We start from the raw sequence: 22,068 nt of genomic DNA, 5'->3' as shown, positions 1-22,068 counted from the left end.
CACCGGAAGGAAGCCCATGAGGCAATTCACGATCACTGAGGTTTCTCCGTACGTCCGTCGAGTCACCTTCGCCAACCCGCCCGTGAACCTCGTCGGTGCGGACACTCTTGCCGAACTGTCCGAAGCGGTTGAGATCCTCGGCCACGACGAACACGCCCGCGTCGTCGTCTTCGACAGTTCCGTGCCCGGCTTCTTCCTCAACCACGCCGACTCGGAGGACTTCGTACGACTGCTCGCGATGACCGGCCAGGACGCGGCAACCCCCGTCTTCGTCGACCTGACGACCCGGCTGGCCACCGCACCATTCGTCAGCATCGCCGCGATCCGGGGGCGTGCCCGGGGAGGCGGCGCGGAACTCATGCTCGCCTTTGACCTGCGCTACGCCAGCCGGGAGGAAGCAATCTTCAGCCAGCCCGAGGTCGCCTTGGCGCTGATCCCCGGTGGGGGCGCCGGCGAGCGATTGCCCCGGCTTATCGGCCGCGACCGCGCACTCGAAGTGTTCCTGAGCTGCCACGACTACGACGCCGACCAGGCCGAACACTACGGCTGGGTAACCAGAACAGTCCCGGACGCCGAACTGGACGGCTTCGTGAACGCCACTGCCACGCGCATCGCCGCCTTTGACAAGACGGCCCTCGCCGCGGTCAAGAAACAGGTCAACCGGGCCACCCTGCCACCGAGGGAAGACCTGCTGGCCTCTTCCACCGAATTCGTCGCCGCCGCCGCCGGACCCGGCTTTCAGGGCCGCGTACAAGCCCTGGACAGACTACTCGCCGAGGTCGGAGCCGAAGAGGTTGAGCGCAACATGGGCCACTACCTCGGCATGGCAGCGCTCCCACAACGGTAGGCCTTACGGTGGGCGGCCTGGGCTTCTACCAGGCCGCCTCAGCGGCGGATCTGGTCGGTCACACCGAGTTGGGCGTGGCGGGGCCGGCGGCCGGAGACACGGTGGCGGTGTCCTCCAGCCGGCAGCCGTGCTCGGCGCAGCTGGCCCTCAGCGGGAGGCGGTCGAACAGTGCCCGGCCCCGGCCGGACAGGCCCGCGCAGACCGGGCACGTCGGTGCCGCGGTAGCCACGGGCCCCACCACAACCGGTACCGATTCATCCCGCACGACGTCCTCTCATTCGGACCGGATAGGTGACGGTGCCGACCCTCTACTCCCACATGCCGGGATTCCGGGAAACGGCGAATCGGCTCTCCCGCAAGACCACCGTCTTGAGGCAGCGCCCCAGGTGCAAGCCTAGATCAACTTGTTGGCGTTGTTTTTCGCTGGAAGCTACGGCCGGCCCGAGGCTGGCAGCGCCAGCAACTTCTGGCAGTCCTGGGCCTGGTGCCTGAGCGATCAATCAGTGGAGCAAAAGAGCGATCAACTTCGATTTTCGATCTACCTTTTGCTCCACTGATTGATCACTCAGGGCTCGGCGGCGGCGTATCGCGAGCCGGTAGTCCGCGCGGAGGGTGGGATGTCACGACATTTCGGGCGTGGAGCGCCCGGCTGCCGTGAGCGGCCGGGTTGGCTCGCGCTCTCGGGTGAAGGGATTGGACAACGGGGCCGGTCCGGCGGACGTCAGCGAGTCGCTTCAGGTTGTGACTCAGCCCCCGCGGAACGGAAGGGAGGAGCGCCAGCGACGACCGGGGCCCGCGGGAGCATGCGGGCCGCACCGCGCCGGAAGCGGGAAGCGGGAAGCGGGAAGCGGGAAGATGAGTTTTCCGCTCTGGACCTCGCGTTGGTGAGGCGTGAACGGCGGGATGGGTGGCCGGAACCCGTCGGTGAGTGACCAGGGCCGTCCGGGGAGGCGACCGGCCTTAGACTGCCGTCTGACATGTCGTACACGCGTTCGGAGGTGCCGTGAAGCTGCTGCTCACGTCCGGTGGGGTCACGAACCCGAGCATCCGCGCCGCGCTCGTCGGCCTGCTCGGCAAGCCGATCGGGGAGTGCCGCGCGCTCTGCATCCCGACCGCGCAGTGGGGTCACCCGATGTGCGGGCCGGCATCGGTGCGGGGTTTCCTGGCCGCCGACCCCGCGTCGGACTGGCGGTTCCTGTCCGGGCTCGGCTGGGCGTCCCTCGGCGTCCTCGAACTCACCGCGCTGCCCTCGATCGGCGCGGAGCGGTGGGTGCCCTGGGTCCGCGAGGCCGACGTGCTGCTGGCCGACGGCGGCGACGCCACCTATCTCTGCCACTGGATGCGGGAGTCCGGCCTGGCCGGCCTGCTGCCCTCGCTGCCCGCCACGGTGTGGGTGGGTGTGAGCGCCGGCAGCATGGTGATGACCCCCCGGATCGGCGACTACTTCGTCGAGTGGCCGGGCGCGCCGGACGACCGCACCCTCGGCCTCGTCGACTTCTCGATCTTCCCGCACCTGGACCTGTTCCCGTCCAACACGCTCGCCCACGCCCGGCGGTGGGCCGCCGGCCTGGACACCCCGGCCTACGCCATCGACGAGCAGACCGCCATCTCCGTCGTCGACGGCGTGACCGAGGTGATCTCCGAAGGGCAGTGGACGAAACTCCGACCGTGATCAGCCCTGGGCGGCGTGGGAGACGTGCTCCCAGTCGGCCCAGGTCTGCAGACGCTGTGCGTAGAGGTGCTTGACGAGTCCCACCGGCTGGCTGCCGAACAGCACACGCAGCGGCGGGTGATCCGCGTCGACGATCTGCAGCAGGGCCGGGCCCGCAGCGGCCGGGTCGCCGTACTGCGCCCCGCCGGCCCGGGAGGCCATGGCGTCGCGAAGCGGCTGGTAGGCGGGGTGCGGGTCGGCGTGGACGGCGGAGGAGCCGGCCCAGTCGGTGGCGAACCCGCCGGGCTCGACCAGCGTCACCGTGATCCCGAAGCCGGCGACCTCCTGGGCGAGGGCCTCGGAGAAACCTTCCAGCGCCCACTTCGAGGCGTGGTAGCCGCCCAGATTCGGGAACGCGCCGACACCGCCGATGGTGGAGATCTGGACGATGTGACCGCTACCCTGCGCGCGCAGGATCGGCAGCGTCGCTCGGGTGACCGAGAACGCGCCGAACAGGTTGGTTTCCAGCTGGTCGCGCAGCTGCTGCTCGCTGATCTCCTCGATCGCGCCGAAGAGGCCGTAGCCGGCGTTGTTGACCACCACGTCGAGCCGGCCGAACCGCTCGTGGGCGGCGTTCACCGCGGCGGTGACGGCGGCGGAGTCGGTTACGTCCAGGGCCAGCGGCAGGACGTCGTCGCCATACGTGGCGACCAGATCGTCGAGGGTGGCGGTGTCGCGGGCGGTCGCGGCGACCTGATCGCCCCGTCCGAGCGCGGACTCGGCGAAGGAGCGGCCGAAGCCGCGGGACGTACCGGTGATGAACCAGACCTTGCTCATGGGGAGGCCCTTTCCTGATCCGAGCGCACGGCGGCCCAAGGCGCCGGTCGGACGACCGTCCGACCGGCTGCGCTTCCATGACCGTACACGAAGATTAGACGCAGTCTAAAAATGGACGGCGTCTATCACAGTTATGATCGCCCGGGGAGGGTGAGACGATGAACCTGCGGGAACAGAAGAAGCTGGCGGCGTGGCGGACGATCCGGGCCGCCGCGTTACGGCTTTTCGACAGGCACGGCTACGAAGCCGTCACCGTCGAGCAGATCGCCGCCGCCGCGAACGTCTCCCGCGCGACGTTCTTCAACTACTTCCCCAGCAAGGAAGCCGTCGTCTTCGACCAGGACCCCGAGGAACGCGACAACTGGCGCGCACTGATGAGCGCCCGCCCGGCCGGCGAACCGCTGTGGGACTCCCTGACCGCGATCATGATCGGCTTCAACGAACGCCTCGCGGACCGCATGCCACTGCAACGCAGCCTCAAAGCACGATCACCCGCGCTCGCCCAGTCGACTCAGGAGCTCGGTCAGCAGTTCCGCGCCGACCTGCACGACTGGATCGCCATCCGGGCCGCCGGCACCGACACGATGACGGCCACGCTGCAGTTCAACCTCGCCTTCGCCGCGACCTCCACCGCCTACCAGACCTGGCAGGCGGACGAGACCTTCGACGAGTACCTCGTACGGCTCCGGCGCTGCCTCGACCAGGCCGGCGCCGGCCCCGCCACCACGCGGAGCTGATGGGCGGATCGGTGTGGGGCCGGTGGGCGGTGAATTACAGTGGCGCGGATGGAGGCGGACGGGGATCTGGCGCGTGCCGCGCGGGACGGTGACGTGGCGGCGTTCGCGGCGCTGGCCGAGCGGCACCGGGCGGCGATGCGGGTCACCGCGATCGGGGAACTCGGCTACACCGACGAGGTCGACGACGCGGTCCAGGACGCGATGATCAGCGCGTTCCGGCAGGTCGCGAGCTTGCGGGAGCCGGAGGCGGCGGGTGCGTGGCTGCGGGCGATCACGCGGAACGTGTGCCGGATGCGGGTGCGCACCCGCATCCCGGCGCCGGTCGCGGATCCGGAGCCGTGGATGTCACCGGCGGAGGGCCCGGACGAGCTGCTGGACCGGGCCGGCACGCGGGACTGGGTGTGGCACGCGATCGCGCGGCTGTCCGACCCGATCCGCGAGGTGATGCTGCTGCGCTACTTCACCGGCATGTCGTCGTACGCGCAGATCTCCCAGCTGTGCGGGATCGGCGTGGACACGGTCGGCAGCCGGCTGCGCGACGGCCGCCGGATCCTGGCCCTGACCCTGCGCGAGACGGCCGGTGCCGCGTTCGAGGCCGCGGACGCGGAGGCGGCGGCGCTGCGCCGGGAGGCCGAGCAGCACTTCGCGGTGATCCACACCGGCGGGTACGACCGGATCATCGACGACTGGTTCCGGCCGGACTTCTCCGTGGTCTTCATGGGCTGGCTGCACGGCGACCGGGCGGCCGCGCGAGAGATGATCGACCGAACGATGGGCGCGGGCGTCACCGCGACGCTGCACGACGCGGTCGGCAGCCGCAACGTGGTGCTGTGGGAGGGCGACTTCCACAACCCGTCGTCCGACCCGGACCACTGCCCGCCGCGTTTCGCCTGGCTGCTGCGCATGCGGGAGGGCCGCGTCGCGCGCCTGGGCGTCGCCTACGGCCAGACACCCCGGGTGTGAGGCGCGAGTCACACCGGGCGGCAGCGCAGTTTTCGGCCCCGGGGTGCATCTCGTCCGTGGAGGGCCTGAACGTCGGGCCCGCACGGAAGGACGAGACATCGTGTCGATTCAGGAACTGCCCGAGCTGCTGCGCCCGGCGATCGAGAAGTACCGCGACGCCGCCGAAGCCGACGGCCGCATCGCACCGGAGCTGCTGGGCGAGCTGCGCGAGCGGGGCGCGTTCCGGCTGTTCACCCCGGCCGAGCTGGGCGGATACGAGGCGACCGTAGCGGACGCGCTCGACGTCTACGCCCGCATCGCGCGCATCGACGGCCCGACCGCCTGGGTGCTGTGGAACCTGAACGTCGGCTTCGGCACCGGCTGGCTCCCGGAGGAGGGCGTCGCCCGGATCTGGGGCGGCGACCGGGATCCGCTGATCGCCCACTCCGGCCAGCCGGGCATGCTCACCCCGGCCGACGGCGGATTCCGGATCACCGGCCGCTGGAAGATCGTCAGCGGCGCGCACCTGGCCGAGTGGTTCCTGCTGGCCGGCGCGGACCCGGAGGTCGGGCTGCGCTTCTGCGTGCTGCCCGCGGCCGACGTGACCGTGCTCGACACCTGGGACGCGGTCGGCATGCGCGCCTCGGACAGCAACTCGGTGCTGGCCGAGGACGTGTTCGTCCCGGCGCACATGACGCAGGCGCTGTTCGCGTCGCCGTGGGTCGACCGCCCGGCGTACCGGCTGCCCGCCGTGAACCTGCTGATGCCCGGCTGCGCGGCCGTGCTGATCGGCATGGCGCAGGCCGCGATCGACGAGGTCATCTCGATCGCGCAGGTCAAGCGCGGCATGGACGGCGTCCTGCTGGCCGAGAAGGACCACCTGACGTCCGCGGTCGGCCGCGCGCTGTCCCAGGTCGCCGCGGCCCGCGGCCTGCTGCTGTCGACACAGCGCGACCTGGACCGCACCGTGATCGCCGGGCAGGTGACGAGCGACGAGCAGCGCGCGGCGGTACGCGGTGCGATGTGCCTGGTCACGGAGGTCTCCCGGGCCGTGCTCGTCGCCATGTACGAGCTGGGCAGCTCCGAGCCGCTCTACCGCCAGAACCGCCTCGGCCGCGTCTTCCGCGACGGCATGGCCGCAGCCCAGGCCGCGAACCTGTCCACCGCGCAGTGGACGATCCCCGGCCGTCTCGCGGTCGGCCGGCCCTCCGGCTGGCCGTTCGTCTGACCCGGCACGGCGGCGCGGCCGTTGTGCCGGCGCCGCCACGCCGTACCCCCGCGGGAGTTGTTGCTGTTGCGGCCGTCAGGCCGTCGGCTGGGTGAGGCGGGTGGCCGGGAGGCGGGTCAGGAAGGCGGCGAACTCGGCGCGCTGGGCGTCGGTCATCTCGGCCTTCGGGATGGCGATCGCCTGGACCCTGCCGAACATGGCGTACCAGGTCTCGGGCGTCTCGATCACGGTGTCCAGGCCGGCCCAGCGGTAGCGGGACTCGGCCAGCGGGTAGGTGACCGTCAGCCACTCGTCGTCCAGCGTGATGTGCCGGCCGTCGCGGATCGCCCGGGCCTGCATGCGCATCGACCGGGACACGTTGAACGGCTCCACCCCGAAGATCATGAACAAACCGATGATCACCGTGAGGTACGGCAGCGGGAGCGCCGGGTCCAGGAGGATCAGGAGCGTGCCCAGGACCAGCGCGAACAGGCCCCCGATCCGGGCTGCGCGCACCTGTGGGCGGAGGGCGAACGTGAGGGTCTGCCGCAGCCGCCGCTCGTCGTAGGGCACCGCTATCGAGATCTGCACGGTCGCATCGTAGTGGCACAGCGGCTACGGTGTACGGCGAGAATCCCCTGTGGACATCGAGGAGTGTCGGTGACCGACGACCTGCCCGCTGCGAAGATCGACGAGAACGTGCCGCACTCGGCGCGGATCTGGAACTACTGGATGGGCGGCAAGGACAACTACGCGGTCGACCGGGAGGCCGGCGACGCCTACGTCGCCGCGTTCCCCGGCATCGTCGACCTGGCCAAGGAGTCCCGGAAGTTCCTGATGCGGGCGGTGCGCCACGTCGCGGCCGAGGGCGGCATCCGGCAGTTCCTGGACATCGGCACCGGGCTGCCGACCATGGAGAACACGCACGAGGTGGCGCAGCGGGCGGTGCCGGACGCGCGGATCGTCTACGTCGACAACGATCCGCTGGTGCTGGCGCACGCCCGCGCGCTGCTGACCAACACCACGCCCGAGGGCGTCACCGCGTACATCGACGCGGACTTCCACGACCCGGATCTGATCCTGTCGGACGCGGCGAACGTGCTGAACTTCCAGAAGCCGGTCGCGGTCATGTTCATGGGTGTGCTCGGGCACGTCGCCGACGACGACGAGGTCGTCTCGATCGTCTCCCGGGTGATGGCCGGAGTCCCGTCCGGCAGCTACCTGATCCTGTGGGACAGCACGAACACCAGCGACGGCTTCGACGAGGCCCAGCAGGGCTACGACGACACCGGCGCCGTGCCGTACACGTTGCGCAGCCCGGAGCAGGTCGCCCGCTGCTTCGCCGGCCTGGACATGCTCGAACCCGGCCTGGTCTCCATCTCCCGCTGGCGATCGGACACACCGGACGCGCCCGTCGTCGACGGCTACGGCGCGGTGGCCCGCAAACCGTAGCGAAACTCGCTGCGCGCCTTCCTCCGTGCGACGGTCGCGTTTCGCCTCCGGCGGGCCTCGGGCACCGGGGGAGGGCGTGGTCTGCGGCGAGGTCGGGGTTCGCTGGCCCGGCAGCCTTTTCGTGGGTGGCGGCCCTTGCACTCCAGGGTGGTCGACGGCCTACGCGGTAGCCGGGCGGCGGCGGTCTGCGCGGGACGCACGAGAGAAGATCAAGCGGTCCGGCGGCGGCCGAGAGTCGATCACGTGTGCCAAATTGTTGTTTTCCGGCCGCCTTAACAACGATTCGGCACACGTGATCGTTTTGGCGGTCAGTCGCGACCCGCCTTTATCATGATATTTCGGACGGGGCTTACGCGCTGAAGACATCTTCGGCTCTTGAGGTCACATGATGCGCCACCCGGGCAGCGACGGCCGGTCAGCGCGCCCGATGGCTGAGCATTCGCTGTGGGTATCCGCCGCGGGTGCGGTGGGCCGGCCACCGGCGAACGCGCAGGGAGGAGCCCTTCGGCGACGACCGGTGCCCGCTCCGGGCATGCGGACCGGACCGCGCCGGAAGCGGGAAACAGCCTTGTGTGTTCGTCTTCACGAGGGATGTCGGACAGGCCCTAGTTGCTCCAGCCGCGGGTGCTGAGGACGAGGCGGTAGCCGTCCGGGTCGGTGAAGGTGACGCCCCAGCGGTCCCAGTAGTCGCCCTGTGGGGTACGGCGGCCGCCGGCGGCGGTCAGGCGGGTGCTGAGGGCGTCGTCGACCGGGCCGTCGAGGTAGAGGACGAGCAGGTCCTCCGCGGTCGGGGCCGGCGCGACATCGGAGGCGACGAGTTCGAGGTGCCAGGCGGCGCCGGGGGCGCCGACCATCAGCAGGTCGTCCTTGCGGAACAGCACGTCGAGGCCGAGGCCGGCGGTCCAGAAGCGTTCCGCGGCGGCCAGGGAGAGCGTGGGGCGGGCGATGCGCAGGTGGGCGGCGGCAATCATGGGAGTCAGTGTGCAGGGGGTCAACGGCGGTACAGCGTCTGCGTCGGGGTGCAGCCGTACGTGTCGTGGTAGCGGTCGGTGAACCGGTCGATGCCGGCGAAGCCCCAGCGGGCCGCGACCGCGTCCACCGTGATCGTGCCGGGGGCGGAGGCGTGCAGGTCGCGGTGTGCCTGGGCGAGGCGGACCCGGCGCAGGTAGGCGACCGGTGTGGTGCCGAGGTGGCGGCGGAACGCGAGCTGCACCGCGCGCATGGACACGTGCGCGGCCCCGGCGATGTCGGCGAGGCTGATCTCGCGGTGCGGGCCGGATTCGATGTAGGCGATCGCCCGGCGTACGGCGGCGGGGTGGGCGTCGTGCCGATCCTCGATGGTCGGGTCGCGCAGCATGGTGTTCGGGAACGTGGAGAGCGCGGTCGCGGCGAGCAGCCGGCTGATCGTGTCCGCGAGCAGCGGTGCGGCGGCCGCGGTCTCGGCGTCGTGCCGGGCGAAGCCGTACGTGATCCGCCAGCGTTCCGCCGCGGCCAGGCTGATCGGGTGGTAGCCGGTGAACCGGACCGGCGTGCCGGTGGCCGCGTCCGCGATCTGGTTGATCAGGCGGAGGTCGATCCGGGCGAACTCCGCGTCGACCGTGTGCACGGCCGTGTCGTACTCCTGGCCGGGCGTGCCGAGCAGGTAGACGTCACCGGCGGCGTAGTGGTCGCAGCGGTGCCGGTCCCGGTAGGTGATCGCGCCGTCCCGGACCCGGCCGGCGACGAGCCAGCCGAGCGGCGGGGAGGTGGCGTCGAAGCGCATCGGGAACACCACCCGGTGCAGTTCCGCCGGGCCGATCACGTCGCGGGATATCCGGATCCGGTGGTGCTGCCCGACCGCGGAGATCCGCATGGTGCCGTATGCCGCTCTGATCGCCTCGTACGCTTCTTCGGGGTCGCCGAAGTCGACGGTCATGCGCGCCTCCCAACGGTTGCGGCACACGAACCAACGGCGGCACGGGCACCGGTGTTACGGCCCGATGGAATTCTCATGCATGGCGACGGTGCATGCGCGAGATGTCCGCCGGACGGGTCGGGTCGCGGTGCCGCGGGCGGTCCGGTTCGTCCGTCCGCAGCGGCGTGAGCGTGGCCGTGATCGCGTCGATGATCCGGTCGGTGGCGCGTTGCGCGTCGCCGGGCGTCGCCTCGGTCAGCCCGGACAGGTCGACCGGCGGCCCGAAACCGACCCGGACGACCGGCCGTCGCCGCAGGTCGCGCAGGACCGCGCGGGCGTTCGCGCCGAGTCGCGCGGTGTCGTAGGGGATCAGTTCGTGGCCGCCCCACTGCGCGACCGGGATGACCGGTGCGCCGGTGGCCAGCGCGAGCCGGGCCGCGCCGGTCTTGCCGCGCTCCGGCCACATGCCCGGGTCCAGCCCGATCCGGCCCTCCGGGTAGATCAGCACTACCGAGCCCTGGCGGAGCGCGGCCGTGGCGTCGTCGAGCGCGCGGGCCACGGTGGCGCTGCGCCGGTCCACCCGGATCTGCCCGGACGCGCGCATCACGGCGCCGAGCACGGGGGTCCGGAACACGCCGCCGGTCGCCATGATCCGCGGGGCGATCCCGGCGGTGCGGCAGGCGGCCATCATGACGACCGGGTCGGCCGGGCTGATGTGGTTGGCGGCGAGGATGAGCGGGCCGCGGCGCAGCGGCGCGGGGACGTCGCCGGTGACGCGCAGCCGGGCGGTCGCGCCGACCACGCCGCGGGCGGCGAGCAGCAGGCCGCGCCAGACGCCGGGCGCGGTCCACGGGGTGGTGTCGGTCACGCCGAAGATCCTGCCAGGCGCGCTGCCGTTTCCGTGAACTTCCGGCGTGGCCCGTCGCCGGTGGGAACGAGGGCCCGCCGGCCCGGGACTTCCGGCCCTGATCGTCGGCGCCGGGGCCACGTATCATCTACTACGGCTCGTAGTATGATTCTGTGTAGTAGATAACCGTAGGGTGGGGGAGCTTTGGACGCGTTGGATGTCGCGCGGTGGCAGTTCGGTGTCACCACCGTCTATCACTTCCTCTTCGTCCCGATGACGATCGGCATGTCGCTGCTCGTCGCGATCATGCAGACGATCTGGTACCGGACGCGCGACGAGAAGTGGCTGCGCCTGACCAAGTTCTTCGGGAAGCTCTTCCTGATCAACTTCGCCATGGGCATCGTCACCGGCATCGTGCAGGAGTTCCAGTTCGGCATGAACTGGTCGGACTACTCCCGGTTCGTCGGTGACGTCTTCGGCTCGCTGCTGGCCATCGAGGCGCTGGTCGCGTTCTTCCTCGAGTCGACCTTCCTCGGCCTGTGGATCTTCGGGTGGGAGCGGCTGCCGAAGCCGATCCACCTGGCCACGATCTGGGCCGCGTCGATCGGCACGATCCTGAGCATGTACTTCATCCTCGCGGCGAACTCCTGGATGCAGAACCCGGTCGGCTTCCACATCAACCCGGACACCGGCCGCGCGGAGCTGAACTCGATCGGCGCGCTGCTGACCAACAAGGTCACCCTGGCCACGTTCCCGCACACGTTCTTCGGCGCGCTGATGGTCGCGGGCGGCATGGTCGTCGCGGTCGCGCTCTGGCACCTCTACCGCGGCCGGGACGACCAGAAGCCGGCGTTCCGCACGGCGGTGACGTTCGGCGGCTGGGTCACCATCCTGGCCACGGCCGGCACGCTGATCTCCGGCGACTTCCAGGGCAAGATCATGACCGAGGTGCAGCCGATGAAGATGGCCGCAGCCGAGGGGCTCTACGAGACGACCAGCTCCGCGCCGTTCTCGCTGCTCACGATCGGCAGCCTGGACGGCAGCCGGGAGGTCTTCGCGATCACCGTCCCGGACCTGCTGTCCTGGCTCGGCAAGGGTGACATCCACGCGGAGATCGAGGGCATCGACAACCTTCAGGAGCAATACACCGCGCAGTACGGCGCGGGCGTCAACTACGCGCCGATCATCCCGGTCACGTACTGGTCGTTCCGCATGATGATCTTCTTCGGTCTGGCCGCCGGCGCGCTCGCGCTGCTCACGCTCTGGATGACCCGCAAGGGCCGCACCCCGGCCAGCAGGCTGCTGCTGATGGCCGCGCTCACGCTGCCGATCCTGCCGCTGATCGCGAACTCGTTCGGCTGGATCTTCACGGAGATGGGCCGCCAGCCGTGGCTCGTCTTCGGCGAGATGCTCACCCGCGACGGCGTGTCCCGCAGCGTCTCGATGGCCGAGGTGATCACGTCGTTCACCACGTTCACGCTGCTCTACGCCGCGCTCGCGGTCGTCGAGGTGAAGCTGCTGCTCAAGTACGCCAAGGGCGGCCTGCCGGAGATCCACCCCGAACCCGACAGCGACGAGAAGGACGACGAGAACCGTCCGCTCGCGTTCGCGTACTGATCGCGCTAGGAGACACGATCGTGGATCTCGCAACCTTCTGGTTCATCCTCATCGGCGTGCTGTTCGTCGGCTACTTCGTCCTGGAGGGCTTCGACTTCGGCGTCGGCATGCTGCTGCCCGTGCTCGGCCGCGACGACAGGGAACGCCGCGTCGTCATCAACACCATCGGCCCGGTCTGGGACGGCAACGAGGTCTGGCTGATCACCGCGGGCGGCGCCATGTTCGCCGCGTTCCCGGAGTGGTACGCCACGCTGTTCTCCGGCTTCTACCTGCCGCTGCTGCTGATCCTCGTCGCGCTGATCGTCCGCGCGGTCGGTTTCGACTACCGCGGCAAGCGTGCCGACGCCGCGTGGAAGCGCAACTGGGACATCGCGATCATCTTCGGGTCGTACACGCCGGCGCTGCTCTGGGGTGTGGCCTTCGCGAACATCGTCCGGGGCGTGCCGATCGACGCGAACTTCGACTACACCGGCGGATTCTTCAACCTGCTCAACCCGTACGCACTGCTCGGCGGCATCACCATGGTCGCGCTGTGCCTCACGCACGGCGCGGTGTTCCTGGCGCTGAAGACCGAGGGCGACATCCGGGTCCGGGCCAACCGGATCGGCGGCCGGGCCGGGCTGATCGCTGCGGTCCTGGCGGTCACGTTCCTGGCCTGGACGGTCTCCGCGCACGGCGGAAACGCCGCTTCCGTGGCGATCTCGGCCGTCGCGGCGCTCGCGCTGGCCGGCGCGTTGCTGGCGAACCGGGCCGGCCGGGAGGGCTGGGCGTTCGTCGGCACCGCGATCACCATCGGGCTCGCGGTGGTCACGCTGTTCACCGTGCTGTTCCCGAACGTGATGCCGTCCTCGACCGACCCGGCCAACACGCTGACCATCGCGAACGCGTCGTCCAGCGCGTACACGCTGAAGATCATGACGTGGGTCGCGCTGGTGTTCACCCCGATCGTGCTGCTCTACCAGGGCTGGACGTACTGGGTGTTCCGCAAGCGCATCGGCGTGCACCACATCCCCGACGACGGTGCGGTCTCCTCCCCGGCCGGCTCCGCCGTCGGCGGTGCGTGACCGGCGTCCCGCACGCTGCTGCACCGGCGTGCGGGACGCCCCGATCGCGGTGTCGTCAGCGCACGTCGAGGCCCAGGGCGCCGGCGATCTGCACCGCTCCGGCGGTGTCGATCACGGCGCCCTTCAGCGTCGCGGTGAGCGGGTCGAGCGCCTCCAGGTTGCTGCCCCGCAGGTCGGCCCCGCTGAGGTCGGCACCCCGGAACGACGCGCTCGCCAGGTCGACGCCGAGGAACTTCGCGTGCGCCGCCTTGACGCCGGACAGGTCGGCCTCGCGCATCCGTACCCCCGTGATCGTGGCCTTCTTCAGATCCGCGCCGGCGAGCGAGACGAACGACCAGTCCCCGCCGGCCGCCCTGAACAGCCCGAACGTGCAGTCCTCGAAGACGCTCCCGACCAGCTTGCACTCCTCCAGGTTCACCTCGAAGAACGAACACCCCACAAAGACACAGTTCACCATCGCGGTACGGACGTGAGTCCCCGCGTTGAACCGGCACCGCGTGAACACGCAGTCGCTGAAGCTCGCGCCCGTGCTCGTCGCCTCCGTCAGATCCACCCCGGAGAACGCCACCCGCTCGTGCACCTGCCCCGACAGGTCGTCCAGCGCCCAGTCGGCGTCACGGATCACGGTGTCGGTCCTCGGAAGCCGAGTCGGGTCGATCGCCATGCCCGGCAGCGTATCGCCGTGCCCGTCCCGGGACCGGCGTCGGCACGCCGGGCCGGGCAGCCGCGCTGACCGGCCGGGACCGGCGTCGGCACGCCGGGCCGGGCAGCCGCGCTGACCGGCGTATCGTCGCCCGGTGACTACACCGATGATCACCCAGGCGGTGCCGGGTGACCGGGAACGGGTCGTCGCCACGTTCGTCGCGGCGTTCGAGGCCGATCCCGTGCTGCGGCACCTGTTTCCCGGTGACTCCTACACGGCGCTGGCGCCCGCGTTCGCCGGGCACCTGTTCGACCGGCGGGTCGCCTCCGGGACGGTGTGGCTCGCCGAGGGCGGGGCCGCGGTCGCGATGTGGGACCCGCCCGGTCCCGGAGGCGCGTGGCCGCCGGCCGCGTCCTACCTGCCCGCGGAGGCGGCGGCCCGGGTCGACGCCTACGACGCGGTGATCCACCCGCACCTGCCGGCCGGGCCGCACTGGTATCTGGGCGTGCTCGCCCGCGACCCGGCGCACGCCGGGCGGCGACTCGGGCGCGCGGTGATGGAGCCGGGACTGCGCCGTGCCGCCGCGGACGGGCTGCCCGCCTACCTGGAGACCGCCACGCCGGTCAACGTGGCCCTCTACCAGCGCTCCGGCTGGACGGTCGCACACCAGCTGACCGCGTCCGGCCTCGACGCCTGGATCCTGCGGCACCCCGGACTGCCGTCCTAAGTGGTCGATTACGATCGCCGTGGGCCGTGACGGATCGCGCTGACGGGGGCGTCGAGTGGGCAGACTGTGGCCGGACGGCGGACCGTGGGTCGTGGTGCCCACGTCCGCGGGCGTGGACTGGGAGGCCGCGGTCGCGGCGCTGGCGGCGGCGTCGTCGGTGCGGGTCGCGGTGGTGGCGATCGGCGGGCCCGTCGGCCGGGCTCGCCCGGCCGTGGCCACCCGGGCCGAGCTGCGCGACACCGGCGCGGATCCGCTGACGCTGACGGAGACGTTCGACCTCGTCTCCACGCTGGCGCTCACGCACGGGCTGGTGCTGGTCGCGGGCGTGCCGGGCCTGCTCGTCCCGGTCGGCGAGGCCGGCTGGACCATGACGGACCTGGCCGCCCGGCTGGGCGCCCCGGTCGTGGTCGTCACCGGCGAGGACCCGGACGCGGCCAACCACACGACGCTCGCGCTCGGCGCGCTGACCGGCCGGGGCCTCGCCGGCACGGTCGTCACGGTCGGCGGGCCGGCCACGCCGGAGCGGCTCGCGCCGATGGATAGGACAGCCGCAGGCCCGGCCGGCGGTCCGCCACCGATGCCGGAACGCGCCGAGGACGGCGTGACGGCCGCGACGGATGGCGGCACGCCCGCCGCGGCGCCGGCAGACCGGGAGGCGCGAGCCGGCAGCGGTACGGATCCGGGCGCGGCAGCTCAGGGCGCCACGGACGCGGAGGCCCCGGCACCTGGTGATCTTGCGGATCGGTTACCCGTCACGCCGGCCGGGCGGATTCCCGCCGGCGTGGATGTGTCGGACCGGGAGGCCGCGCGTGGCTACCTCAACCCGATGCTGCACGCCTCCAGCGGCCGCGACCCGGAATCCGCGCCGGCGGCGCGCCCCGCCGTCCCTGCTGCGCCGCCGGTGACCAGCGGGGTCCGGGTGGCGCTCGCGCTGATCGCGCTGTTCGTGACGATGTCGCTGGCCGCGGTCGGGCTGGCGTTCTGCGACCGGCCGGAGTCGCGGGAGGTCACCGCCGGGTGGACGGCCGCGCCGAGCCCGCGCGTTCCCGCACCGACGCCGTCGCCGTCGCTCACTGGCGTGCCGGTGGCGCAGGTCTGCCCGGTGGACCAGCTCGACGGTGAGCCGGCCCGGCCGGGTGCGGACGTGACGAGCCGGGTCGACGGCGCATGGGAGCGGATCGAGACGTGGCTGGCCGCGAAGGCGCCGGCCAGCCACGCGTCGCTGCGGCCCGGCGCCCGCGCGGCCGACATCGACGCGGCGCAGGAGCGCATGTCGGTGGCGTTCCCACCGGACCTGGTCGCGTCGCTGCTGCGGCACGACGGCGCCGAGGGCGGCGACTTCCCGTTGCCGTTCATGCACGAGCCGGTGAGCGTGGCCCGGATCGTCCAGGACCGGCAGATGCTCTGCAGGGTCCTCGCCGACTCGTTCCCCGACCTGGACTGGTGGTGGAACGAGGGATACATCCCGTTCGCGAATTCCGGCGCCGGGGCACGCCTGTTCATCGACCAGCGCCGGGACAGCCCGGTGCCCGGCCGGATCGGCCTGTTCCACGACGAGGACGGCGGGCATTTCGACGACGACTGGCCCACCTCGGTCGCCGAGCTTCTGGAGCAGACCGCCACGTCACTGGAGACCGGTCAGCCGTTCGCCGGCCACTACCGCCCCGCACTCACCGGCGACCGCCTGGAGTGGATCATGCTCTGAGCGTCTCGTCGCGTCCCGGCGAACGCTGCGGACAGCCCGCTCAGAGGGTGTGGTGGACCGCCTCGACGTTGTGGCCGTCCGGGTCGCGGAGGAAGACCGCGTAGTAACCCGGGTGGTATTCCGGCCAGATGCGGGGTGGGTGCAGCACCCGGGCGCCGGCCGCGACCGCGGCCTTGTGGACCGCGTCGACCGCGGCCCGGTCGGGGGCCGGGAACGCGATGTGCAGCTCGCGCGTCTCCGGGCCGCCGGACGGGCTGAGCCAGAAGCCGGGCTCGCCGCCGAGGCCGAGGCCGACCACGATCGACGGTGGCACCGGGAAGCGTTTCACCTCGCGCATCCCGATCGGGGCGAAGACGCCCAGGTAGAACGCGAGGGACCTCTCGACGTCCGCGACCTGGACGCCCACGTGATCGAACATGCCGGTCACGCTAGCAACCGGGTCCGACAAATTCGGTTGCGCCGGGCCAGGACCCACGGCAGTCTTGTGCGGAGTCGACCGGAGGAGGGTGAGCGCGGAACATGTGATTCCCACGGGTTCGTGCCGTGCCGCCAGCAGCAGAAGGGCTGCCGCGGCGTGATCGTCACGCGTACCGCTGGGGTGTCTCATGTTGAAAGCCGTCTCCCTGTCCGTCTCGTTCGTCGCCGAGCCGCTGTTCACCGACGTCGACCTGACGCTCGGCCCCGGTGACCGGGTCGGGCTGGTCGGGCCGAACGGTGCCGGCAAGTCCACGCTGCTGAAGGTCCTCACCGGACAGCTACGGCCGGACACCGGGCACGTCACGCGCGCGCCCGGCACCACGATCGGCTACTTCGCGCAGCAGGTCCCGGACCCGGACCAGACCGTCGGCGACTACCTCGCGGCCGGGCTCGGCGAGGTGCACCACCTCGCGGCCCGCATGCACGACCTGGAGCGCCGCCTGGCCACGACGCCGCAGGTCCTCGACGAGTACGGGCGGGTTCAGGAGCGCTGGACCGACCTGCGCGGCTGGGAGGCCGGCAACCGGCTCGCCGAGGTCCGGCAACGCCTCGACGTCGCACACCTCGACGACGACGCCCCGCTGTGGCGGATCTCCGGCGGCGAGCAGGCCCGGCTCACGCTCGCCCGGGTGCTGCTGGCCACGCCGGAGACCGGCGAGCAGATCCTGGTCCTGGACGAGCCGACGAACCACCTGGACGCGGACGGCATCGACTGGCTGGGCCGGTGGCTGGCCGCGTTCCCGGGCGGCCTGCTCGTCGTCAGCCACGACCGGGCGTTCCTGGACCGGACCGTGACCCGCATCGTCGAGCTCGACGGCATCCACACCGAGCCGCAACGGTACGAGGGGGGCTACACCGCGTACCGCGAGGAGAAGACCCGCCGCTGGCAGGCACTCCTGCTCGACTACGAGGCACAGCAGAAGGACCTGCGCCGCTGGGAGGACGACATCGCGCGCACCCGGCAGCACGCGCTCGGCGTCGAGACGACCATGCGCAGAGGCCTGGGCACAGACCAACTCCGGCGGTACGCCAAGAAGGTCGCGAAGAAGGCGAAGGCGCGCGAGCGGCGGCTGCGCCGGCAGATGGAGTCGGCACGGTGGATCGCGCAGCCGCAGACCCGCCCGCCGCTGACGCTCGCGTTCGGCGAGGCGGAGACGTCCGGGCTGGCCGCCCACGGGATCTCCGTCCGTACCCTGCTGCAAGATTTCGATCTTGATGTGGCGGGCGGGGAACGGGTGCGGATCACCGGGCCGAACGGGTCCGGGAAGACCACGCTGCTGCGCGTGCTGGCCGGGCAGCTGACCCCGGACGCGGGCGAGGTGACCGGCGCGCCGGTGTCGCTGCTCCCGCAGACCCACGACACGCTGCGCACCAAGGCCACGGTGCTGGAGCACTTCCGGGCGCACGTGCCGGTCTACGCCGACGAGGCCGAGGCGCTGCTGGACGCGCACCTGTTCGGGCCGGAGACCTGGGACGCGCCGCTGGCCACGCTGTCCGCGGGGGAGCTGCGCCGGCTGCTGCTCGCCATCATGGTCAACTCGTCCGCGCGGGTGCTGCTGCTGGACGAGCCGACGAACTACCTGGACTTCGACGCACTCGACGTGATCGAGGAGGCGCTGCGCGCGTACCAGGGGACGCTGATCGTGGTGACCCACGACGCGTACTTCGCGCAGGCCATCGGACTGAATCGGGAGGTGGCGCTGTGAGCAGGCATATCGCGCTGGTGACGGGCGCGAACCAGGGGATCGGCGCGGCCGTCGCGGAGGCGCTCGCGGCGCGCGGCGACGCGGTGCTGCTGACCGGGCTGGCGATGCCGCCGTCCGCGCACCGGCCGGACCCGACGATGCCGGCCGCGTACGCCGCGGACCGGGCGACGCCGGTGTCGGCGGTCGCGGACCGGATCAACGCAGCCGGCGGCACGGCGGCCGCGGTCGAGGCGGACCTGTCCGGCCCCGACGTGGCCGGGCCGCTGTTCGACGCGGCCGAGGAGCACTTCGGACCGGTCGACATCCTGGTCAACAACGCCAGCGGCTGGCTCGCCGACACGTTCTCCCCGGACGCCACCGACACGTTCGGCCGGCCGCTCACACCGGTGACCGTGGCCGGATTCGACCGCCAGTTCGCGGTGGACACCCGCGCGCCCGCGCTGCTGATCGCCGAGTTCGCCCGCCGGCACGCTCTTCGCGGTGCCCGCTGGGGGCGGATCGTGGGCCTGACCTCCGGGTCCGCGCACGGATTCCCCGGCGAGGCGTCCTACGGCGCGGCGAAGGCGGCGCACGAGAACTACACGATGACCGCGGCGACCGAGCTGGCACCGCTGGGCATCACCGCGAACATGGTGCACCCGCCGGTCACCGACACCGGGTGGATCACGGACGCGGTCGCCTCCTCGGTCGAGGCCGACCCGCACTGGCTCGGCGTCGCCGCACCGTCCGAAGTCGCCGAGGTCATCGCGTGGCTGACCTCGGACGCCGCCCGCCGGATCACCGGTCACCGCATCTCCATGCGGTGACCGGTGATCTCCTCACACGTCCCGTAACTCGGCCAGGCGCGCCTCGACCTCGGCCAGCTCGGCGCGCAGCTTCTCCGCCTGCTGCTCGGCCTCGGCCCGCTCCGACGACAGGATCGCCTCGACCGCCTCGTGCACACCCGGCACGTCCACCAGGGCCACGATCTTCAGGGCCTCGGCGGGCTTCACCACGTACGGCTTGGCGAGGGCCTTGGTGCCCTGCTGCGCCGCGACCGTCCACTCGCCGTTGTCGTAGGCCAGCGTCACGGTCAGCCCGGCCGGGCCCTTCGGCTTGACCGCCTTCGCCGCCGCCTTCTTCACCGGCGGTTTCGCCGCCTCCGGCGTCTCCGTCACTGTGCTCTGCTCCTCGGTCTTCTTCTCCGGGACCGGCCGCTCCCGGACCACCATGAACTCCGGCTCCGGCGCGGCCGGCTCGGGCACGACCTCCGGCTCCGGCTCGGGGGCCTTGCGGCCGGTCGCGCCCTTCGGCGGGATGGTCAGGTCGGCGGGGGAGAACGGCAGCTCATCACGCCCGAACCGGACCACGACATATTCTTCCGACGTCTCCGGGTCCTGCAGCTCGATCACCTGCCCGATCTGACCCGCGATCTGGCCGGCGGACTCGGTGAACATCACCTTCGGCTTCCGGCCGCCCGCCAGGGTCTGCTTGATCTGGTGCAACTCGTCCGGCGTCAGTCCGCGTATCGCGGCTCCTGCGGCAGCCATCAGACTCCTCTTTCCGTACACACGTCCAGTGGCCGCATTCTTACCAGGCCCCGCCGACACTTTCGCGGCTGCCCCTGCGCCACAAGGGATCCAAGGCAAGGATCAAGAACCGAGCTGCCCGCTTCCGGCGTGGTCACGTTCCGAGTGCTCCCGCGGGCACCGGTCCCGTCGTGGCCGGGCGGGCACCGGGCCCGCCGTGGCGGGGAGAAGCCGCGCGGCTACAGGCCGAGCACGTCCCGGGCGCCCTGACGCAGTAGCGCCGCCGCGACGGACGTGCCCAACGTGATCGGGTCGGACGCCCACTCGTGCACGTCCAGGACGGTCTTGCCGTCCAGGCTGATCACGCGGGCGCGGAGGCTGAGACGGCCATCCGGCTCGGTGCGCGCGAGCGCCCCGATCGGGCTGTGGCAGTTGCCCTGCAGGATGTGCAGCATCGTCCGCTCCGCCGTGGTCTCCCGGACCGCCCGCGGATCGTCCAGGCACGCCACCAGGTCCCGCAGGTCGGTGTCGTCCTGACGGACCTGCACCACCAGCGTCCCGGCGCCGACCGCGGGCACGATCGTGTCCGTGCCGATCGGGTGCGTGACCCGCTCCGGCAGGCCGATCCGCTCCAGCCCGGACACGGCCAGCAGCAGCGCGTCGTACTCACCGGCGTCCAGCTTCGCCAGCCGCGAGTTCGCGTTACCACGGATCGGCACCGGCGTCAGGTGCGGCCAGTGCAACGCCATCTGCGCCACCCGGCGCACCGCGGACGTGCCGATCCGGGTCCCGGCCGGCAGCTCACCGATCGACAGCCCACCCGGATGCACCAGGCAGTCCCGCACGTCGTCACGCGCCATGAACGCGGCCATCAGGGTCCCGGCCGGCGCGGGCCGGTCACCCGGCACATCCTTGACACAGTGCACGGCCAGATCGACCCGGCCGTCCAGCAGCGCGGCGTCGACCTCCTTGGTGAACGCGCCCTTCCCGCCGAGCGCGGCGAGACTGCCCTGCCAGCGGTCCCCGCTGGTCGTCATGGACACGACCTCGACGCTGACATCCGGATGCGCCGCCGTCAGCAGCGCCTTGACCCGCTCCACCTGGGCGAGCGCCATCGGCGAGTTCCGCGTCCCGACCCGCACCACACGCGACACAGCCATGACCGCAGGCTAGTCCTCTCCGCGGAGTCACCGACAGCCAGTCCACAACCCAAGGCAACAATCAATGCTTCATCGGTACGGCCGGGAGCTCGCACCCGGAATCAACGGTCCGTCCGGTTGCCCCACCGGTCAATACCTGAAACGGTCACGTTGAAGCGCTACTGAGGCCGCGTTACGTGCGTCCGTAGGGGAAGCTGTGGACGTGACGACCGCGATCTCGGACGAACGCCGACCGCCGCACCCCGCGCTGCGCCTCACCGTCGCGGGCGCGACCTGCGTCGGGAACCGCTACCCGGCGAACTTCGACGTCCTGCACCTCGGGAGCCTCGTCGCCGTGGCGGACGGGATGGGGGCGGGTGAGGGGAGTGCCGCGGCCGGGCGGACCGCGATGGCCACCTTCACCGCTGCACCGACGGGATCGCCGAACAGGTCAGCTTCGGCCGCCTCGACGAGCAGCTGCGCAAGCCGCTCACCGAGGCGGCCCGGGGACTGATCGAGGACTCGCTCGCGGCGGGCGGCCACGACAACGCCACGGCCGCCCTCCTGCGCGTCGCTTAGACGCCGGTCTGGGCCGCGAACGACTCGATTCCGGCCGCAGCCCGCAACTCCTCCATCCGCTCCGGCTCCTCCAGCGGCCACGGGACCGGCCTGCCGTCCCGTACCCCCGCGATCTGGGTGCCGTAGATCTGCCGGCGCCCCTCGTTGATCCGGACCCGATCGGTCAGGAACGCCAGGTCACGGACGGCGGCCCGGCCCTCGGCCACCGCCTCCGACAGCATCGTCAACGCCAGCCGCTGCACGTCGAGGCGATGGTCGGCGTGCTGGGCCACCTTCCACGCGGCCTGCGAGGCCTCCCGGCCGACCAGGTCGTCGCCCGGCCAGCCGTGCACATCCAGGATCTCGGCGAGCCGCTCCGCGTGCGCCGCGGTCACCCGCCGCCACGCCAGCTGCGCCTCATGATCGTCCTGATCGAGCGCGGCCCTGGTCACCTCCAGGTCGACGCGGCCCATCTCGGTCAACTCCGACTGCAATGCGGTGTCCGTCACC

The 22,068-nt window shown here is 71.5% G+C and carries 23 protein-coding genes; 12 read left to right on the top strand and 11 right to left on the bottom strand.

The genetic code is table 11. The features are described 5' to 3' along the window. The first annotated feature begins 16 nt into the window (after positions 1–16). The gene (locus J2S43_RS15035) at positions 17–847 is read left to right on the top strand and encodes an enoyl-CoA hydratase/isomerase family protein (protein ID WP_306829654.1); all 831 of its coding nucleotides are present in this window, start codon (positions 17–19) and stop codon (positions 845–847) included. Positions 848–905: 58 nt separating this feature from the next. Here the strand turns inward: J2S43_RS15035 and J2S43_RS15030 are convergent, their stop codons facing one another. Then, positions 906–1,076 (bottom strand): hypothetical protein, encoded by a 171-nt coding sequence (locus tag J2S43_RS15030; protein WP_306829653.1) that lies wholly within the window; start codon positions 1,074–1,076, stop codon positions 906–908. Between the two features lie 774 nt (positions 1,077–1,850). Here J2S43_RS15030 and J2S43_RS15025 point away from each other — a divergent pair. Then, positions 1,851–2,519 (top strand): Type 1 glutamine amidotransferase-like domain-containing protein, encoded by a 669-nt coding sequence (locus J2S43_RS15025; protein ID WP_306829652.1) that lies wholly within the window; start codon positions 1,851–1,853, stop codon positions 2,517–2,519. Here J2S43_RS15025 and J2S43_RS15020 read toward each other — a convergent pair whose 3' ends face one another. Next, positions 2,520–3,335 carry an SDR family oxidoreductase gene (locus J2S43_RS15020; RefSeq protein ID WP_306829651.1) on the bottom strand — a complete coding sequence of 272 codons (816 nt, stop codon included), beginning with the start codon at positions 3,333–3,335 and terminating at the stop codon, positions 2,520–2,522. Between the two features lie 158 nt (positions 3,336–3,493). Here J2S43_RS15020 and J2S43_RS15015 point away from each other — a divergent pair, with 158 nt between their 5' ends. From J2S43_RS15015 to J2S43_RS15005, 3 genes are all read left to right on the top strand, one after another. Next, the gene (locus tag J2S43_RS15015) at positions 3,494–4,072 is read left to right on the top strand and encodes a TetR family transcriptional regulator (protein WP_306829650.1); all 579 of its coding nucleotides are present in this window, start codon (positions 3,494–3,496) and stop codon (positions 4,070–4,072) included. A 48-nt stretch (positions 4,073–4,120) separates the two neighbouring features. Beyond that, positions 4,121–5,035 (top strand): RNA polymerase sigma factor, encoded by a 915-nt coding sequence (locus tag J2S43_RS15010; RefSeq protein WP_306829649.1) that lies wholly within the window; start codon positions 4,121–4,123, stop codon positions 5,033–5,035. A 100-nt stretch (positions 5,036–5,135) separates the two neighbouring features. After that, on the top strand, positions 5,136–6,242 hold the full coding sequence (locus tag J2S43_RS15005; RefSeq protein WP_306829648.1) for an acyl-CoA dehydrogenase family protein: 1,107 nt from the start codon (positions 5,136–5,138) through the stop codon (positions 6,240–6,242). A gap of 75 nt (positions 6,243–6,317) precedes the next feature. On the opposite strand, the gene J2S43_RS15000 is transcribed toward J2S43_RS15005, so the two are convergent. Continuing rightward, positions 6,318–6,812, bottom strand: coding sequence for a YcxB family protein (locus J2S43_RS15000; protein ID WP_306829646.1), 495 nt, complete (start codon positions 6,810–6,812; stop codon positions 6,318–6,320). 63 nt (positions 6,813–6,875) lie between these two features. Here J2S43_RS15000 and J2S43_RS14995 point away from each other — a divergent pair, with 63 nt between their 5' ends. Then, a complete protein-coding gene (locus J2S43_RS14995) occupies positions 6,876–7,673 on the top strand; it encodes an SAM-dependent methyltransferase (protein WP_306829645.1) in 798 nt (265 codons plus the stop codon). A 605-nt stretch (positions 7,674–8,278) separates the two neighbouring features. Here the strand turns inward: J2S43_RS14995 and J2S43_RS14990 are convergent. From J2S43_RS14990 to J2S43_RS14980, 3 genes are all read right to left on the bottom strand, one after another. Next, positions 8,279–8,644: a VOC family protein gene (locus J2S43_RS14990; RefSeq protein WP_306829644.1), complete on the bottom strand. Its 366-nt coding sequence runs from the start codon at positions 8,642–8,644 to the stop codon at positions 8,279–8,281. Between the two features lie 20 nt (positions 8,645–8,664). Next, positions 8,665–9,588 (bottom strand): helix-turn-helix transcriptional regulator, encoded by a 924-nt coding sequence (locus J2S43_RS14985; RefSeq protein WP_306829643.1) that lies wholly within the window; start codon positions 9,586–9,588, stop codon positions 8,665–8,667. A 73-nt stretch (positions 9,589–9,661) separates the two neighbouring features. After that, a complete protein-coding gene (locus tag J2S43_RS14980) occupies positions 9,662–10,435 on the bottom strand; it encodes a lysophospholipid acyltransferase family protein (RefSeq protein WP_306829642.1) in 774 nt (257 codons plus the stop codon). A gap of 183 nt (positions 10,436–10,618) precedes the next feature. Between J2S43_RS14980 and J2S43_RS14975 the strand changes: the two genes are divergently transcribed. Then, positions 10,619–12,031 carry a cytochrome ubiquinol oxidase subunit I gene (locus J2S43_RS14975; protein WP_306829641.1) on the top strand — a complete coding sequence of 471 codons (1,413 nt, stop codon included), beginning with the start codon at positions 10,619–10,621 and terminating at the stop codon, positions 12,029–12,031. A 20-nt stretch (positions 12,032–12,051) separates the two neighbouring features. Beyond that, positions 12,052–13,095 (top strand): cytochrome d ubiquinol oxidase subunit II, encoded by a 1,044-nt coding sequence (cydB, locus tag J2S43_RS14970; RefSeq protein WP_306829640.1) that lies wholly within the window; start codon positions 12,052–12,054, stop codon positions 13,093–13,095. Between the two features lie 55 nt (positions 13,096–13,150). Here the strand turns inward: cydB and J2S43_RS14965 are convergent, their stop codons facing one another. After that, the gene (locus tag J2S43_RS14965; protein WP_306829639.1) at positions 13,151–13,759 is read right to left on the bottom strand and encodes a pentapeptide repeat-containing protein; all 609 of its coding nucleotides are present in this window, start codon (positions 13,757–13,759) and stop codon (positions 13,151–13,153) included. A gap of 133 nt (positions 13,760–13,892) precedes the next feature. On the opposite strand from J2S43_RS14965, the gene J2S43_RS14960 reads away from it, so the two are divergent. Continuing rightward, positions 13,893–14,465 carry a GNAT family N-acetyltransferase gene (locus J2S43_RS14960; protein WP_306829638.1) on the top strand — a complete coding sequence of 191 codons (573 nt, stop codon included), beginning with the start codon at positions 13,893–13,895 and terminating at the stop codon, positions 14,463–14,465. A gap of 55 nt (positions 14,466–14,520) precedes the next feature. Then, positions 14,521–16,170, top strand: coding sequence for an SMI1/KNR4 family protein (locus J2S43_RS14955; RefSeq protein ID WP_306829637.1), 1,650 nt, complete (start codon positions 14,521–14,523; stop codon positions 16,168–16,170). Between the two features lie 40 nt (positions 16,171–16,210). Here the strand turns inward: J2S43_RS14955 and J2S43_RS14950 are convergent, their stop codons facing one another. Next, positions 16,211–16,588 carry a VOC family protein gene (locus J2S43_RS14950; RefSeq protein ID WP_306829636.1) on the bottom strand — a complete coding sequence of 126 codons (378 nt, stop codon included), beginning with the start codon at positions 16,586–16,588 and terminating at the stop codon, positions 16,211–16,213. A gap of 187 nt (positions 16,589–16,775) precedes the next feature. On the opposite strand from J2S43_RS14950, the gene J2S43_RS14945 reads away from it, so the two are divergent. Both J2S43_RS14945 and J2S43_RS14940 read left to right on the top strand, forming a co-directional pair. Beyond that, complete coding sequence (locus tag J2S43_RS14945; protein WP_306829635.1) at positions 16,776–18,353, top strand: ABC-F family ATP-binding cassette domain-containing protein; 1,578 nt, start codon at positions 16,776–16,778, stop codon at positions 18,351–18,353. Next, the gene (locus tag J2S43_RS14940; protein WP_306829634.1) at positions 18,350–19,159 is read left to right on the top strand and encodes an SDR family NAD(P)-dependent oxidoreductase; all 810 of its coding nucleotides are present in this window, start codon (positions 18,350–18,352) and stop codon (positions 19,157–19,159) included. The genes J2S43_RS14945 and J2S43_RS14940 overlap by 4 nt, the downstream gene beginning before the upstream one ends. Positions 19,160–19,171: 12 nt before the next feature. Here J2S43_RS14940 and J2S43_RS14935 read toward each other — a convergent pair whose 3' ends face one another. From J2S43_RS14935 to J2S43_RS14925, 3 genes are all read right to left on the bottom strand, one after another. Further along, positions 19,172–19,882 carry a hypothetical protein gene (locus tag J2S43_RS14935; protein WP_306829633.1) on the bottom strand — a complete coding sequence of 237 codons (711 nt, stop codon included), beginning with the start codon at positions 19,880–19,882 and terminating at the stop codon, positions 19,172–19,174. Between the two features lie 218 nt (positions 19,883–20,100). Continuing rightward, entirely contained in the window at positions 20,101–21,021 is a 921-nt protein-coding gene (gene hemC, locus J2S43_RS14930; RefSeq protein WP_306829632.1) for a hydroxymethylbilane synthase, read from the bottom strand. A 554-nt stretch (positions 21,022–21,575) separates the two neighbouring features. Further along, on the bottom strand, positions 21,576–22,067 hold the full coding sequence (locus J2S43_RS14925; protein WP_306829631.1) for a DUF6624 domain-containing protein: 492 nt from the start codon (positions 22,065–22,067) through the stop codon (positions 21,576–21,578). Position 22,068 lies beyond the last annotated feature (1 nt).

This window comes from Catenuloplanes nepalensis (assembly GCF_030811575.1).
Lineage (GTDB): Bacteria > Actinomycetota > Actinomycetes > Mycobacteriales > Micromonosporaceae > Catenuloplanes > Catenuloplanes nepalensis.
The sequence above is the reverse complement of the archived record's forward strand: the minus strand, read 5'-3'. Positions and strand labels throughout refer to the sequence as shown.

Bases quoted from the DNA above. Each gene is read 5' to 3' on its own strand.
- J2S43_RS15010 (WP_306829649.1), top strand. From the start codon at position 4,121: ATGGAGGCGGACGGGGATCTGGCGCGTGCCGCGCGGGACGGTGACGTG.
- J2S43_RS15015 (WP_306829650.1), top strand. From the start codon at position 3,494: ATGAACCTGCGGGAACAGAAGAAGCTGGCGGCGTGGCGGACGATCCGG.
- J2S43_RS14950 (WP_306829636.1), bottom strand. From the start codon at position 16,588: ATGTTCGATCACGTGGGCGTCCAGGTCGCGGACGTCGAGAGGTCCCTC.
- J2S43_RS14990 (WP_306829644.1), bottom strand. From the start codon at position 8,644: ATGATTGCCGCCGCCCACCTGCGCATCGCCCGCCCCACGCTCTCCCTG.
- J2S43_RS14965 (WP_306829639.1), bottom strand. From the start codon at position 13,759: ATGGCGATCGACCCGACTCGGCTTCCGAGGACCGACACCGTGATCCGT.
- J2S43_RS15020 (WP_306829651.1), bottom strand. From the start codon at position 3,335: ATGAGCAAGGTCTGGTTCATCACCGGTACGTCCCGCGGCTTCGGCCGC.
- hemC (WP_306829632.1), bottom strand. From the start codon at position 21,021: ATGGCTGTGTCGCGTGTGGTGCGGGTCGGGACGCGGAACTCGCCGATG.
- J2S43_RS15035 (WP_306829654.1), top strand. From the start codon at position 17: ATGAGGCAATTCACGATCACTGAGGTTTCTCCGTACGTCCGTCGAGTC.
- J2S43_RS14945 (WP_306829635.1), top strand. From the start codon at position 16,776: ATGTTGAAAGCCGTCTCCCTGTCCGTCTCGTTCGTCGCCGAGCCGCTG.
- J2S43_RS14985 (WP_306829643.1), bottom strand. From the start codon at position 9,588: ATGACCGTCGACTTCGGCGACCCCGAAGAAGCGTACGAGGCGATCAGA.
- J2S43_RS14935 (WP_306829633.1), bottom strand. From the start codon at position 19,882: ATGGCTGCCGCAGGAGCCGCGATACGCGGACTGACGCCGGACGAGTTG.